The 13,943-nt window shown below is 34.9% G+C and carries 11 protein-coding genes; 2 read left to right on the top strand and 9 right to left on the bottom strand.

What is annotated here, in order from left to right; translation table 11 throughout:
• Window positions 1-733 precede the first annotated feature (733 nt).
• From EHQ16_RS06995 to EHQ16_RS06975, 5 genes are all read right to left on the bottom strand, one after another.
• Complete coding sequence (locus EHQ16_RS06995; protein ID WP_135634391.1) at window positions 734-1,645, bottom strand: SH3 domain-containing protein; 912 nt, start codon at window positions 1,643-1,645, stop codon at window positions 734-736.
• Between the two features lie 50 nt (window positions 1,646-1,695).
• Window positions 1,696-2,460 carry a TPM domain-containing protein gene (locus EHQ16_RS06990; RefSeq protein WP_167482639.1) on the bottom strand — a complete coding sequence of 255 codons (765 nt, stop codon included), beginning with the start codon at window positions 2,458-2,460 and terminating at the stop codon, window positions 1,696-1,698.
• Between the two features lie 94 nt (window positions 2,461-2,554).
• The gene (locus EHQ16_RS06985) at window positions 2,555-3,268 is read right to left on the bottom strand and encodes a hypothetical protein (RefSeq protein WP_135634395.1); all 714 of its coding nucleotides are present in this window, start codon (window positions 3,266-3,268) and stop codon (window positions 2,555-2,557) included.
• 111 nt (window positions 3,269-3,379) lie between these two features.
• Entirely contained in the window at window positions 3,380-4,153 is a 774-nt protein-coding gene (locus EHQ16_RS06980; RefSeq protein WP_135638850.1) for a TPM domain-containing protein, read from the bottom strand.
• A gap of 69 nt (window positions 4,154-4,222) precedes the next feature.
• Window positions 4,223-4,717: an ankyrin repeat domain-containing protein gene (locus EHQ16_RS06975; protein ID WP_208742243.1), complete on the bottom strand. Its 495-nt coding sequence runs from the start codon at window positions 4,715-4,717 to the stop codon at window positions 4,223-4,225.
• Window positions 4,718-4,741: 24 nt separating this feature from the next.
• Between EHQ16_RS06975 and EHQ16_RS06970 the strand changes: the two genes are divergently transcribed.
• Window positions 4,742-5,569 carry a prohibitin family protein gene (locus EHQ16_RS06970; protein ID WP_135634399.1) on the top strand — a complete coding sequence of 276 codons (828 nt, stop codon included), beginning with the start codon at window positions 4,742-4,744 and terminating at the stop codon, window positions 5,567-5,569.
• An 88-nt stretch (window positions 5,570-5,657) separates the two neighbouring features.
• Here EHQ16_RS06970 and EHQ16_RS06965 read toward each other — a convergent pair whose 3' ends face one another.
• The 4 genes from EHQ16_RS06965 to EHQ16_RS06950 form a co-directional block, all read right to left on the bottom strand.
• Window positions 5,658-7,532: an ankyrin repeat domain-containing protein gene (locus tag EHQ16_RS06965; protein ID WP_244241963.1), complete on the bottom strand. Its 1,875-nt coding sequence runs from the start codon at window positions 7,530-7,532 to the stop codon at window positions 5,658-5,660.
• Window positions 7,533-7,661: 129 nt separating this feature from the next.
• On the bottom strand, window positions 7,662-8,135 hold the full coding sequence (locus EHQ16_RS06960; RefSeq protein WP_135634403.1) for a GNAT family N-acetyltransferase: 474 nt from the start codon (window positions 8,133-8,135) through the stop codon (window positions 7,662-7,664).
• A 287-nt stretch (window positions 8,136-8,422) separates the two neighbouring features.
• Window positions 8,423-10,375, bottom strand: coding sequence for a hypothetical protein (locus EHQ16_RS06955; RefSeq protein ID WP_135634405.1), 1,953 nt, complete (start codon window positions 10,373-10,375; stop codon window positions 8,423-8,425).
• Between the two features lie 19 nt (window positions 10,376-10,394).
• On the bottom strand, window positions 10,395-13,379 hold the full coding sequence (locus EHQ16_RS06950; RefSeq protein ID WP_135634407.1) for a TonB-dependent receptor: 2,985 nt from the start codon (window positions 13,377-13,379) through the stop codon (window positions 10,395-10,397).
• Between the two features lie 181 nt (window positions 13,380-13,560).
• Here EHQ16_RS06950 and EHQ16_RS06945 point away from each other — a divergent pair, with 181 nt between their 5' ends.
• Entirely contained in the window at window positions 13,561-13,941 is a 381-nt protein-coding gene (locus tag EHQ16_RS06945; RefSeq protein ID WP_135638847.1) for a hypothetical protein, read from the top strand.
• The last annotated feature ends 2 nt before the right edge of the window (window positions 13,942-13,943 follow it).

The raw sequence follows: 13,943 nt of genomic DNA, 5'->3' as shown, positions 1-13,943 counted from the left end.
CATAACGAACTAGCGAAGGCGTTAGCGTCGGAGAGAAATATGTCGCAGATCGAGCAAGGCCGCAAGTACCGAAGCGATTCGCCGCTGTTATGCAGTAGCAAAATAATTTCGGTTGGTTTTTTGAGATTACCTTATATATTCCTGAAGCAATCTTTCTGAAATTTTTCATTTCTAATTTTTTTTGACTCTTAAATTATTTTTATTTAGTCGAAACCGAATAAGTAAGTTAATGGAGTTGTAACTAAGAAAAGATAAATCAAAACAGAAAGAGAGTTTGAAATTACAAAAATAAATATATAAATAAGATTTTTTGCAGTAAAGTATTTCCATACTAGAAGAACGTTTATTATTCCGGGAAGGCAAAGTTTTACTAGAAATTCATTTTTCCAAATGGGAATTAATTGGAGTATTACTAAGGAGCATAATGTTATTAAGGGTTTTGTGAAATTCTGCGAATAACTTACCGAATTGAATTGCTTTTCATACAAGAAATTTTGAAAAAGAAGGATTGAAAGTAAGTAATGAATTCCCAAAGCAAATATGCTAATGAGACTGCTCATTAATTCTAAAATTGCAAAACCTTCAAGAAAGTCTCTTCTTTCAGGTGTAGGAAAGAAAACGGAAAAAATTGCTAATATAACCAATAAGACTAAATTCGTTTTAAAAATAATTTTAAGATTAGTCATTCTATTTTTTGCAACCTCGCTTAACGAACTAAGGGCTACTCGTCGTTCTATTTTTTATCCAATATTTCCTTTACATCGGTTTTTATTACATTTCGGTTTAGATCAATTTCTTGTGTAGTAATTTTTGAGTAATTCGAATATTTGAAATCTTTTGAGCATTTGATGCAGTCTTCTGTAAACATATCGATTTCCTTTACACATTCAGTAATGGATGTGTAATTCTCAATTTTAAAGAATTTTTCACTTTCTGTATTAAACTCATGACTAGTTGAATTATAGGAGTAGTCGCAGCCCGCACCACAACCTGCTTCTATTAAGAAAATAAATTTTTCATCTTTTAAATCTTGGAGCATCCCAATTGAATTTGAGTTTATATCATGAAAAATCAACGAATTGTTTTTAAAAATTAGATTATAACAATTTGAATCACCATAGAATTCACATCCATTTATCTCAGGAGTAATTGATACAGCTCTAAATTCTTTGTAATGTAAATCCTTTACTATTTCGAAGTTTGTCACATATTTATTTTTATCTCTAGAATCTAAAGAAATTTGATATTTTGAATTAATTTTGAATCCAAGTGTATTTTCGATTTGATTCAAAATATCAATATCTGTTTGAAAATCTTTTGGATCTAACTTTTCTGTAAGAAATCCTGAAAATACAAATCCAGAATAATGAAGATATTTAACACGAGTCCATTTACCTGTTTTCCCGTCATGAGTTTCATCTTGTGAGACAATTCCATAGGTTTTGATTGTCGATCCATTCGGAATAACGATAAGAATAGTTCCATTTATATTTGGTGTTTCACGGAGTCTTAAGCCTCCATTGGCATGAATAAGCATTTCCTTAGGTGGAAAATCTAAAAGTTTTTCTTTTATTTCAGTAGTTTGATTTTTCTTACAGTTTAAAGACGAAACCAATAAAATTGTTATCATTAATGTTTTTTTCATGGTATTTATAGAATTTCGCATAACCAACAAAAGTCGGCAAAGTTTAAAAGTCACCGCTCAACTCCTAGTAATTGAAAAGTTACAGGAGTGACTTTTGTCAGCCTTGCAGTGATAATTACATCTTTTTTTTCGTTTATAAAATATGAGTAATAACGATAAAAAGTTATGAGTAAGTTTAAAGAAATTCCCTCTTTAGTTTTTACAGTAATAAATTCGTTACTTTGATTATCATATTCCAAATTCTCTACTGGTTCTTCTTTGATTTTTTTACCTTCAAACTGGAAAATCGAATTTATATCAGAATTGTTTAATTTGTTTAGAGATTTTTTTGAAATTTTCCAAGAAACAGATTCAGACAATGTAGTGATTTTGTTAATGGCGAGGTCGATAGCGTCTTCAAAGTTTCCATTTTTTAAGTAGGGAATCATTTCTTGAATAATGCTACCGGCAATTTTATCGCTGATTATCCATTCTAATCCACACCCGACATTGATTCTTATTTTTTTGTCATCCTTTGATAAGAAAATAAGAATCCCGTTATTTACGTGTTTTTGGCCAATTCCATTAGAATTAGCAATTTCATTGACAAAAGTATCTAAATCATTTTTTCCAATTGAATCAATAAACAAAACAACTATTTGAACGGATGTTTTCTTTTCAAAATCAGATAATTTCTGACCTGTTTTTTTAATGTAATCATCGGATAGTATATTTACCCTATCATCTACATTATTCTTGATCTTAATATCGTTTTTAACAGTTTCCGAACAGGAAAGTATTATTAGAATTAAACTTAGGGATATTATTTTTTTCATATATTGAGTTTCCATTTTTTTAAATTTCGCAGAGCGAGCGAGGCTACAAATGCAGAAGCGATTCATTTCCAGATAGTTATGCGTAACAATTTTTTTACATTCTGACGTTAAAGAAGTTATTTTCTAAATTTTTATTTGAGTTTAGAATAATAAATATTCCGTCTTTATTAATTACTTTGTAATAACTTAATGCACCATTCAGATCCGTTTCTAATGTGCAGATAACTATTCCATTTTTGAATTCGACATTTTCTTTTAATATAGTTTGACCATTGTTAGTCATCGTTTTTTTGAAATATGGATAAAAATGTTCCAGTCTTTGAGCCTCTGAATAGTGAGCATTAGTAGTCCGGGAGATAATTGCGTTGTAGTAAGCGTTTTCTGATTTGAATTGATATTGCGATACTGTAGGTTTTTTTTCAGTAAAATCTTTGCTTTCAATTTCACTTCCTGGGAATTCTATGGAAATATTTTTTTCTGTTTTTAATACTTCTTTATCAAACATAACGTTTACTTTTGCTAGCTTTTCAAAAGTAAAAAAGTTGCATGTTGTTAGAAAAAAAAATGAATAAACGAATATTTTGTAACGATTTAATTTACTAGATGTTACTTTTATGATTAATAAAGCTGAGAGTATAAGGAATAGTCCAACTGATATATTTTTAAAGAAATACTCCGTAAATAAACTTAGATTAATTAAATTTGAGAATGCTACTTTGTATCCATCATATTTCATTATAGATTCTAAGAGATTTAAAATAATTGCAATGGCAAATATCGCATTTTGTTTGTTTATATATTTTTTCATATGTTTTAAGGATTATTTAATATAATTATGCATAACGAACTTAACTAACCGACGTAGGCTGGCCCTGATTTGCGAAGTGAAGCTGTTAGTTGCTGTTATCCGAATTATAAATTAGTCAAAATCCAAGAGTTGAAACGTCAATGGATCTAAATTTATTAATCTGCCCGTTATTAATGGAAAATCATTAGTTTTTAGGAATTCTAATTGATATTGATTATGAATAGTCGTAAATATTCTGAATGAGTCATCCTTTTTAAATTCGAACATCAAGTGATATTTATTTTGGTTTTCATTTTCAATTTTTTCGCTTGTCAATTCCTCTGAAATGAATTTAGCCTTAAATTGAAAAACTTTATACAAATCATTTTTATTGAAACGATTTGCAGTTTTATTTTCAATTTTCCATGATACCTTGCTTGATTTTGAAATTATCTTTTCTATGGACAGTCTAATTCCTTTTTCATATTCTTTTATCCTAAGAAATGGAATCATTTCTTTTACAATCTCTTTCGAATAGTTATCACTGATAATCCATTCAAGTCCGGATCCAATTTCTATTCTAACTTTTCTATCATTGGGTGCGATAGTTATCAATGCCCCATTATTTAGATATTTCTGACCTACTTTGATCTGATTCGCAAAATTCAATGAATATTCCTCTAAGGATAAACCATTCAATGAATTCGTGGAGTGGACAACAATTTGAACGCCATGACTTTTTTCATGATTATCTAAAATATCTGAAATTTCTTTTTTGAATTCAGTTTGAAAAATATTTGATTCATCAAAAAAATATCCCTCTGGTTGAAGAATTTTAATTTGTTTTGTGGAACATTGTAATACCAATAAATGTATTAAAATTGTAATATAGGCTGTTAATTTCATTTTTTCCCTTTTTATTTTTTTGCATTACGCATAACGAACTAAAGTCGAACTTAATTAAATAGGAAATTTCTATTTAAGAGAACTTAGATACTTTAGTATGCCCTCTTCTCCTCGTTCTTCTGCAAGTTCCATAAGACTCACCCCACCCACAGTTTTGACCTTGGTTTCTGCACCGGCCTTCACCAAGAGTTTGACCAAATCCAAATTTCCGCGGTAAACGGCACGATAGAGTGCTGTTTCGCCGGTGGTATTGCGGAGGTTGACATTAGCTCCTCTTTCGATTAAAAACTTAGCCATTTCCAGTTCTTCATCATCCGCTGCTTTGATTAATGAAGAATTGCCTAAAGAGTCCTTGGCATTGACGGACACACCTTCTGCCAGAATTGTTTTTACTAATTCTAAGTTTCCCTTTTCGACTGCCTGGAACAGACGAAGCTCCCGACTCATAGGAGCCTTGACTACAGTTTCATCTTCCATGCAGGAAAAGATGGATCCAATCATTAATAAAAAAATGACAACAAATGAACTTTGGAATAAAAATCGACTGGATAGAAATTGTAACATCGGTTTTAGTCTAATGGTTTAACTATGAAACGTCGATCCATTTTTCCAGCCAGTTTCCAGTTCCTTTTCTTTTTGGGTGTGAGCCTTTTTTTTACATCGTGCCTCTCCATTATCAGTCCGGGTGAGGTGGGTCTGATGTGGCGGCCTTACAGCACGGGCCTTAGCCAAAAACCCTTAGAATCTCGAGTGCAAACCTATATGCCTTGGAACAGTGTTTATGTCTACTCCGTACAATGGAGCAGTTACCAAGAAAAAGTAGAAGTACTCACCCGTGACGATTTAACAATTACAGTCAGTGCGGCAATCATCATCCGACCGATCCAAAATGAAATTTATGAATTAGAAATGGAAATTGGACGAGGGTATTATGAAAAAGTTGTGAAACCACAATTTCGAACTGCGATTCGAAATATTTTGTCTGCTTATAACATGGTTTCTATTTCAAAAGAAACACCTAACGTTTCAGCACAGATTAAAAAATCTCTGAGTGAAAAGTTAAAGGACAAACACGTTGAGATTGATGATGTGATCATTGATGATGTAGAATACAGTCCTTCCATTTTAAAAGCGATTGAAAGTAAACTAACGAAACAACAAGAACAAGAACAAATGAAGTTCGAAATCAATATCGCCAAACGTGATGCAGAAATCCAACAAATCTCAGCTGATGGTAAAGCCAAAGCGGTTTTGATTGAGGCCGAAGCCCAAGCGAAAGCACAAAGGATGATTTCAGAATCTTTAACTCAGAAGTACATCCAATTGAAAGCTATGGAAAATCCGAATAATAAGTTGATCTTCGTTCCAAATGGAAAAGATGGATTGCCTATCATTGTGAATCCAGAGGGAAAATAAATTCTATATTATTTTCAATCTAAGAACAGAGAAGTCAGTTTTTACTTTACTGACTTCTCTGTTCGAAAACAAAGTTTGCGCTAAGAAATCAATTCATTGGTGTTCCTAAATTTTTTAGGTTTTGATTCAATTCAGCTGGTTCAATTTCTGCTCTGAGACTTCTGTTTTTTCCGATCGATGTTAATGGATTTTTTGGGTTTGGTGATTTTGAAAGAGACAAGGATCTAGACAGTGATTTTGTTAATGGTTGCAACAAAGCAACAATTTGATTATGGCCTCTCACTTCCGATAGCTGAAGTGCATTCCAACCATCCACAGAAAAATCAATATTGGCTTGGTGCGAAATGAGTGCCTTCACAGAATCAGTGCGCCCGAAATAAGCTGCATACAATAAAGCAGACCAACCTTCATAGATTGTATTGGGATCGGCTCCTTGGCTCAAAAGGGAAATGGCTTCTTCTTCCCTTCCTTCATAGATAGCAGCCACCATTGGTTTGCCAAGACTAGGATCAATCTTTACTTTTGTAGGTTGTGTTGTTGGACTATCATTCGATGAAACAACATTCGTTTCTTTTTGGAAAGGTGAGGCTAAAATAATTTCTAATTGGTCTGCCAATCCGGTGAGATCGTTGACCCAACCAAACCTACCATCAGGCAAATGAAAAAAACGAGCGGCTGCGCGAAAAGTAAATCCTTTACCAGAACCAAAACTTTGAGGTTTAGAAACGATGGTTCCATCTTTTTGAATCAAACATGTTTCCAAATTCATCTTTGTAATTTTTGGAAACCATTTGTCTTTTTCTGTACCATCTTCTGCCATCCACATAACAAACAAATGATCCTTTCCATATGGAACTATTCGTGGAATCCTTTCTCTTTGTTTGGTTGTACTTGTTAAATAGATTGGTTCTGAAAGGCCATCATTTACTTTGATGATAAGTCCAATATCATAAGAAGATCGATTTAGATTGGAATCAAAAGTAATCCAGGTTGTGCCGTCCTTTGCATATAAATCACCAGTGGAAATTGGTACATATTGGTAGGTTTCATTTGCTCCAGCTTTCGGCACAACAATAGGTAACTCACGTTTCCGAGAAGGAAAACTATCCACCACCAAACCTCTTGGATAAGCATCACCGACTGTGACCATCACCAATTGTTTTCCATCATTAATAAATCTAGGTCGAAAACTATGACTCACATTCCATGTAAATCCTTCTGGTGTTTTGCCATCAGATTTAAAAATTCGTTTACCGGCATTGTCAAACAAAGCTAAATATTCACTTTGGTGTGTGACTCCGTCATCCCATTTACGATAAGTAGAAAAATAAGTCGCATAATTATTGTCAGCTGTCTTAGTGAGAGTTAAAGTTCCAAATGTAGTATCGATTCCCTGGTCACCAACATTTTTGTATTCTTTGGTACCTACAATCTTAGTACTAAAGTTTAATTTTCCGGAAGTAGAGTATTGATTGATATAAGCCGTATGAAAATTTTTAGTTTCGTAATTACCTTTTTTTTCAATCTCAAAGGCAGATAATAAAACTGTCAGTCCGTTAGAATCGGCGATGGTATCTTCTATACGAAAGTTTTTAAGGCTTACCAGTTCTTTTATAATTTTGAAATTAGAATCTAAACTTACAATTTTGCCGTTTGAGCCACCATCATTATATGATAGATAGTATTCTCCTGATTTAACATATACCAACTTTGGTGCCGGACTACCATCAGACATTGCATTCGTATAGGAAATGGAAGTAGTGGTTAGATAAGAATGATCTGTTGGTATTTTTATTGAAATCCGCTCTGTGGATTCGGCAATTTTACCAGTATCTAAAATGATATCGGATTCCGCAAAAAGATAGGTGGTAAGAGGGAATAGAAGGCATAAAAAAAGGAGAAAGATATTTTTTAGAATCTTGATGTTCCTAGGAATACAACTCACGTTCATACTTTTTTTCATTTCAGAATTTTGTATGATAGGAATTAGAAAAACAAGAAAGAAATTTTTGGGATGATAGGTTGAATTTTGATAAGTGAATGTTGTTCAATTAACTATTGTCGATTAATTCTTAGGATTTAAACTATTCGTCTAATTTAGTCTAAGTCGATATGATAAAGTAGAACCTTCCATTCCCACAACAATACCACCTAACTTACTATAGAATGATTTTGCTTTTTCATTAAAATTACTAGCAACCCAATCTATATGAGAGGCATTCATAGATATTGCAATCTCTATCAGTTTTTCCATTAGGTCTTTACCTAAACCACTTCCTCTAAACGATTCAAATATAAATAAATCATCCAACCAAATTGATGGTAACCCACTAAATGAGGAATATCTAGTATGACAAAGAGCAATACCGATTGGTTTATCTTGACTATTAACAGCAACAATTGCCCAAGCAAAACGATTAACACCAAACATTGTTTTTTTGATTAATTCAACATTGGTTGTTACATTACCGAGAGAATCGCCTAAACTACGATCAAATTCAGCCTTTTTCTTAATTAGATTAAATATATCTTCTGCGTCGCCTTGGTGTGCGTCTCTGATAAACATGTTGATTCCATTAGTTTCAATTTTTCTTTACTATTTCCTTTTCTGATCTAGCAATGGTGTCAATAATTTATGAATTTCACCGGAACAATAGTTTGATTCTCAATCTGAATGAAAGAGATCAAAGCATTTCTCCGGTTTTTTGTAAAGTACCAGTGCAAACTTTTTGAAGTTGGCGGGTTTTCCGATTTTTATTGTTGCCAAATATGACAATTGAGCAACGATTGAGTTACAAAAAAGGCCCCTGTTGCAAAGGAGCCTTTTGATAAAAAAGTCTTTAGTTTAAACTTTTAATTTGCTGGGAAGGAAGTCCAACCATCCCACCATTTTGTTCCACCAGTGTTGATGGCACCACGGTAATTGGTGTCGTCAAAAAATGCTTGGTTCATTTGAGCACTACCAACCGTCTTTAAGTTTCCAGAAGCAGTGATAGTTCCAGCAGTCGGAGTCCAATCCGGAGCTGTTACGTTTATGTTTGTCAATGTAACTGCGTCACTTGCTGAGTTTGCACCCAAAGCAGTACCACCAGTACAAGTGCCAATCGCACTAGAAGCAACAATATCACCGTATCTAGTAGGAGCAGTACAGTTCAATGGACCTACAGTTCCTAAAATGGCAGCATGACTAATTGAACCTACGAGCGCAGTTCCGTCAGATCTTCTAACATACCAACCGTTTCCGATATTTGTTCCAGAAGTTGCTACTGCATTACCGTTGGAAGCAACACAAGTTAAATTGGCAAACCAAGGATCTGCACAGTTACCACCTGTTCTTGCGGAAGCGGAACAAGAGTTTGAAGTATTTCCATCCCCTTCTACACAACGAGAAGTATCATCATTTGATGAAGATGCAGCAGTGTCTAAGTGAGCAATTGCGTATTGAACTTTTCCAATGTAACCATCAGTAAAGTCGAGTTGGTCATCACGGTTTGCAGTAGAAACTATGTATTTATGGTTAACAGCTCCACCCCACCACTCAAATCCGTCATCAAAACCTCTATGGCATTGTACGTAATCGATTGTTGTTCCAGATCCTACACCCATAAGTGATAAACAGTTTCTTTCATTTCCTGGAGAGAATGGTGCACCAGCAAATTCAATTCGAACATAACGAAGAGTTCCAGAAGAATCGGCATTGTTATTTCCACCGAAAGTTCCAACGTCCCCTTCACCAATTGCCGTACCTCCGATACTACCAAAGGTTTGAATTCCATTTCCTTGGAGGATGATTCCTTGCCAGTCACCCGGTTGTCTTTGTCCGACAGCTTTTTCAGATGAGAACACAACTGGATTGGTTGCAGTTCCAATGGCTTCTAATTTTCCACCTTGTTTGACAAGTAGTGCACCACCAGGAGATACCGAACCATAAACCTTTGCACCTTCACCAATCGATAGAGTGACTCCGTTTGGAACAATCACTGTTCCTTGAAGAATGACTTGTTCATTAGCTCCGATGAATACGTTTGATGCTAATGTTCCTTCTAAAGTTCTGATTGGTCGTGGGTATTCAACTTCAACGACTAAGTTAAAGATGGAAAACGCATATTTAGATGCTACTTGTTCCGTTGGAGTTGTGTTGTTACCTAAAATGATATCAGATTGGGTAAGTAAACTGGAAGTTCCTGAACGAGCCACACGAAGTCTTCTATTTCTTGCTGCACCATCAACTTCGACAGTATACGTATTTCCAGTGTTTGGGATTACAAATTTTTGAGATACAAAAGCTCCGTTTGAGTCTGTTGTGAATTGAGCCACAACTTCACCTGCTGCTACTAGCGACTCAGCAATTCCTGCAGTCGATGCTTCGGCAGGAAGAGTCGATGTATCACAAATCAACTGGCGGTCACCAAGAATGGCAGCTTGTGTTGCACCATAAAGTGCAAAAACTGCTGATCCACACTGAGAAGAAATTTTAGAATCACCATCAGCATAACGTGTTTCAAATGGAGTAGCAGAAAGAACATTTTTATAATATCCTCTGTTTGCCGCAGTTCCAGTTCTAACTACTGTTGGTGTTTCATTTCTACCTTTTATAGTAACAGTTTTGTTTGCCATAGGTTCATTGTTTTCATCAACAAGAACCCCCGAAATATATACTCCTGGCGCTCTTCCTTGGCTAAGGTAAAGAATTGCGGCAAGAATTAAACTATTGTCCTCTTTCTTTTCCTTACATTGAGTTAGTGCACCTAACATCATTGTAATTCCGAGTAAGATTACTCCAAATTTTTTAGTTTTAGTCTTCATTTTTTGTCCTATTAATTTTTTAATCAAAATTATATGTTGCAGACATTGTGATCGTAGGTCCTGTTCGATAACTATAAACAGTCTCTTCCCTACCTAAAACAGGATTCTCTTGTACGATCTTAACCCTTGCATCGTTTAAATTTCTAGCTGCAACTTTAAATATTAGTTTTTCATCATATTTCAGACTATAAACTGCATCGAAAACACCAACAGGAGATTCATAAGTATCAGGAATACCTAAACCACCAACGGAGTTGATCCTTCTTCCAAATTCGTTAAATAGAAATGTAATAGTGTGGTTCGCTTGTTTATCAAAACGATAACGTAGGTTAAAGTTATAAACATACGGAGATTGTCCTTGTAACGGTCTAGACAAACTAGTAGGCCTGTTTACATCGTTAATCACGCCCATTTGTGCTAGTTGGTAATATGCCCAATCGTTTAACTGAACTTCCGATTTGATAAAGAAGGTGTTTATCCCAAGTGACCATCTTTCAAGATATTCTGAAATAAAACCCAATCCTTTACGAGCTTCAATTTCAGCACCTTGAATATAAGCTTGTTTCGCATTCACAAAAGAATATCTGAATTGGTTATCAACCTGAACCACTCTTTCGATTGGATCGATCATGTTCTTTCGAAAGACACCAACTGCAAAAAAGTCTTCACCACCAGGGAAGGTTTCATAACGCAAATCATAGTTGTGGATGTAAGTTTGTTTTAAGTCTGGATTACCTTTAACCGGTGGTCCTCCGAGGATGTCAGTAAACTCAAAAGGTGACAATTCTCTGAAGTCTGGTCGAGTTAGAGTTTGTGTGTATGCAAACCTAATATTCGTAATATCATTTAAGGAATATACAAAGTTGGCAGAAGGTAAAACATTTCTATTAGCTAATTTTGCATTAGTTTGGCGATAGTTCGGATCCACTAAGTTTCTTAGGAAAGGATCAAGTTCGCTACGATAATCAAATCTTGCAAAAAAATCATCACGAGGGCTAAAAGGGTTAAACGTTCTAACTGCTTGGTAGTTATCTTCATATCTTGCCCCACCAATAAAACGAAGGTCTTTGATTATTGGTAAATCAAATTGTCCATAATAAGAATGGATTTTTTGTTGAGCCATATACTTATCCGTTGGTCTTGTGAACTCACGAATTTGGTAACCATTCGCACCACGGTTAAATGGATTCAAAATTGCTTCGGGTGGTAATGGATAAAAACGAGATCCTAGTGATTGATTCGCTAAACCACGACCTGCGTCTCCGTTTTGATTTACGAATGAGAAAAATTCAGCTTCAAAATTTCTCTCTCTATCAACAGCAGAATACCCAGTTTTAAATTTACTTTCAAATCCTGACCATTGTTTGAATGGTATCTCATAATTTACACCGACATATCGACTGATATCTTTTGATTCTGAAAAAAATCGACTCGAGTATCCAATATTAGGTGAACTTAAAAGAGGAGCACCATTTGTTCCTGCTGTTCCCGGCGTGGTTGCATAAGTTGTATCACGCATATCGGGTTGATTTCTGTTTGCCTCAGAATAGGAAGCAACCCAATCAAATTTTGTCACAGTTTCACCTATTGGAAGTCTATGATCTCCACCAATAGATGAGTTGAATATGTTTCTCATCACATAGTTGAGTTTCGTTGATTGGAGTTCAAAAGGGATATTGTTATTGATACCTTCATATTCACGGACTTGTTTATCGTTATTCACTGAGAAAAAATTCTTCCAATACACTCGTTGGCCTTTACCAAAATCAAGAGTGTTGTTAAACATTGTTCCCCAAGAAACAGTTTCTTCATAAATGCGTGATCGATAATTTAGAACCGGTAGTAAAACTCTGTTTTTTCCATCTCTTGGTAAATCGGGAGAAACTGAACCTACCAAATTAAATCTGTCGATTTCTTGTTTGAATTGATTGTCACGGTTATAAGTGACAGCAAATAGAGTTCCCCATTTTACTGATTCACTAAACTTAAAAACATTACCAGTTGATATATCCAATCCTTTGTTCCAAGGAGCGTCTGTTTGTTTTGGTGACCATTGGTTATTGAATGACAAAGACCCTGCAGTAATAATCTCCCTAGGATATCCACCTGTTAATCTTCCACCTTCCACAAATTGTGCATTAGGGAGAGTATCAACAATGGAAGGTTTCTTTCGATTTCCTTCATCGATACCTAACCAGTCTTGGCCACCACCAGAATAGGTTTTCCAGTTTTGATTGGTAGTATTTGCATTATAACCGAGTTTTAAACCAAACTTGAAGAAATATTTATCCGGATATTCCTTGGTTTCAATTTTAACAGTTCCACCTGAAAATTCAGCGCTGTCTTCTGGAATGAATGTTTTGGAAACAACAATGTTTTTAATCATCGCCGCAGGAAATAAGTCTAGAGGAACAACCCTTTTGTCTGGTTCTGGTGAAGGGAGTGGAACCCCATTAAACATTGTATTCGAATATCGTTCACCTAACCCGCGTACAAACACATACTTTCCGCCAACCAACGTTATACCAGTGACACGTCGCATAACGTCACCAGCACTCGAATCGGGTGTTTTCGCAATTGCCTCGGCAGATATACCATCAGAAACTGCTGCTGCTTTTTTCTGATATTTTAATAGAGAAGCTTCCGTATCGTTCATCGCGCGATCTTGGACAAGAACTTCATCTAATTTTTTGGCACCCATTACCAAGTTAACTTTTTCAGTCTTACCTGCTTGTACGGAAACGGACTTCTTCACTGTCTCCATCCCAATCATTACAAATTCGAGTGTATGTGTTCCTTCGGGAACTCCGACTAATTCATACTTTCCATCTAAATCTGTTTTTGCAAACTTCTGTGGATTTCTAATTAGTACAGTTACACCAAACATCGGCTCTGCGGTAGATGCATCTAGAACCTCACCTCTAATGGATCCTTGCTGTGCATAAGCAACGGAAGGTATCCCAACAAAGAGAATGAGAAAAAATATTGTTTTGAATCTATTCATTTTTTTTACTTACCTTTATTGAACCAATTCTATGTTACAATTTCATTACAAGGGAGTGAAGATTATGAAACTTATCAAGTGGCTCTGTTTCGGATGCCTTGCAATCGTTCTACTTTTCTGCAATAAACAATACCAGCTAGAGAACAGCAAAACCTCGAAGGAAGATGTGATACTGGACACAATGTCAGCAATTCGGAGAGATAATCTGAATGATTTTAATAAAATCCTACTCAGTCGACAGGAACATAATGAATATTTTTGGCCTAATATTGGAGAAAAATTTCATGCAGATAAAGGTATCAACGCAGACATCGCTTACGATATGATGTTGGCCGAAACGAATATGCGTTTAAATGTATTACTTAGTTTTTATAAAGGAAAGGTTTTTGAGATTAAAAATATTCAATGTTCTCGACCAGTAGAGAACTACGGGCCATTTTCGTTGTATTTAGGTTGTAACTTTGATGTAATACTTTTAAACGGCGAAGTGCTTAAAGAAAGAACGTTAAATGGAGTGATTTGTCTGAATAAACAGTGCAAATTGTATCATTTAAAAGATTAGAT

Origin of the sequence: Leptospira kanakyensis, assembly GCF_004769235.1 — a bacterium.
Taxonomy (GTDB): domain Bacteria; phylum Spirochaetota; class Leptospiria; order Leptospirales; family Leptospiraceae; genus Leptospira_A; species Leptospira_A kanakyensis.
This window is presented reverse-complemented; position numbering and strand designations above follow the sequence as displayed.

Excerpts from the sequence above, each read along its gene's own strand:
- EHQ16_RS06955 (WP_135634405.1), bottom strand. The coding sequence starts at position 10,375 with ATGAAGACTAAAACTAAAAAATTTGGAGTAATCTTACTCGGAATTACA.
- EHQ16_RS06980 (WP_135638850.1), bottom strand. The coding sequence starts at position 4,153 with ATGAAATTAACAGCCTATATTACAATTTTAATACATTTATTGGTATTA.
- EHQ16_RS06985 (WP_135634395.1), bottom strand. The coding sequence starts at position 3,268 with ATGAAAAAATATATAAACAAACAAAATGCGATATTTGCCATTGCAATT.
- EHQ16_RS06975 (WP_208742243.1), bottom strand. The coding sequence starts at position 4,717 with ATGTTACAATTTCTATCCAGTCGATTTTTATTCCAAAGTTCATTTGTT.
- EHQ16_RS06945 (WP_135638847.1), top strand. The coding sequence starts at position 13,561 with ATGTCAGCAATTCGGAGAGATAATCTGAATGATTTTAATAAAATCCTA.
- EHQ16_RS06950 (WP_135634407.1), bottom strand. The coding sequence starts at position 13,379 with ATGAATAGATTCAAAACAATATTTTTTCTCATTCTCTTTGTTGGGATA.
- EHQ16_RS06995 (WP_135634391.1), bottom strand. The coding sequence starts at position 1,645 with ATGAAAAAAACATTAATGATAACAATTTTATTGGTTTCGTCTTTAAAC.
- EHQ16_RS06970 (WP_135634399.1), top strand. The coding sequence starts at position 4,742 with ATGAAACGTCGATCCATTTTTCCAGCCAGTTTCCAGTTCCTTTTCTTT.
- EHQ16_RS06965 (WP_244241963.1), bottom strand. The coding sequence starts at position 7,532 with ATGAAAAAAAGTATGAACGTGAGTTGTATTCCTAGGAACATCAAGATT.
- EHQ16_RS06990 (WP_167482639.1), bottom strand. The coding sequence starts at position 2,460 with ATGAAAAAAATAATATCCCTAAGTTTAATTCTAATAATACTTTCCTGT.
- EHQ16_RS06960 (WP_135634403.1), bottom strand. The coding sequence starts at position 8,135 with ATGTTTATCAGAGACGCACACCAAGGCGACGCAGAAGATATATTTAAT.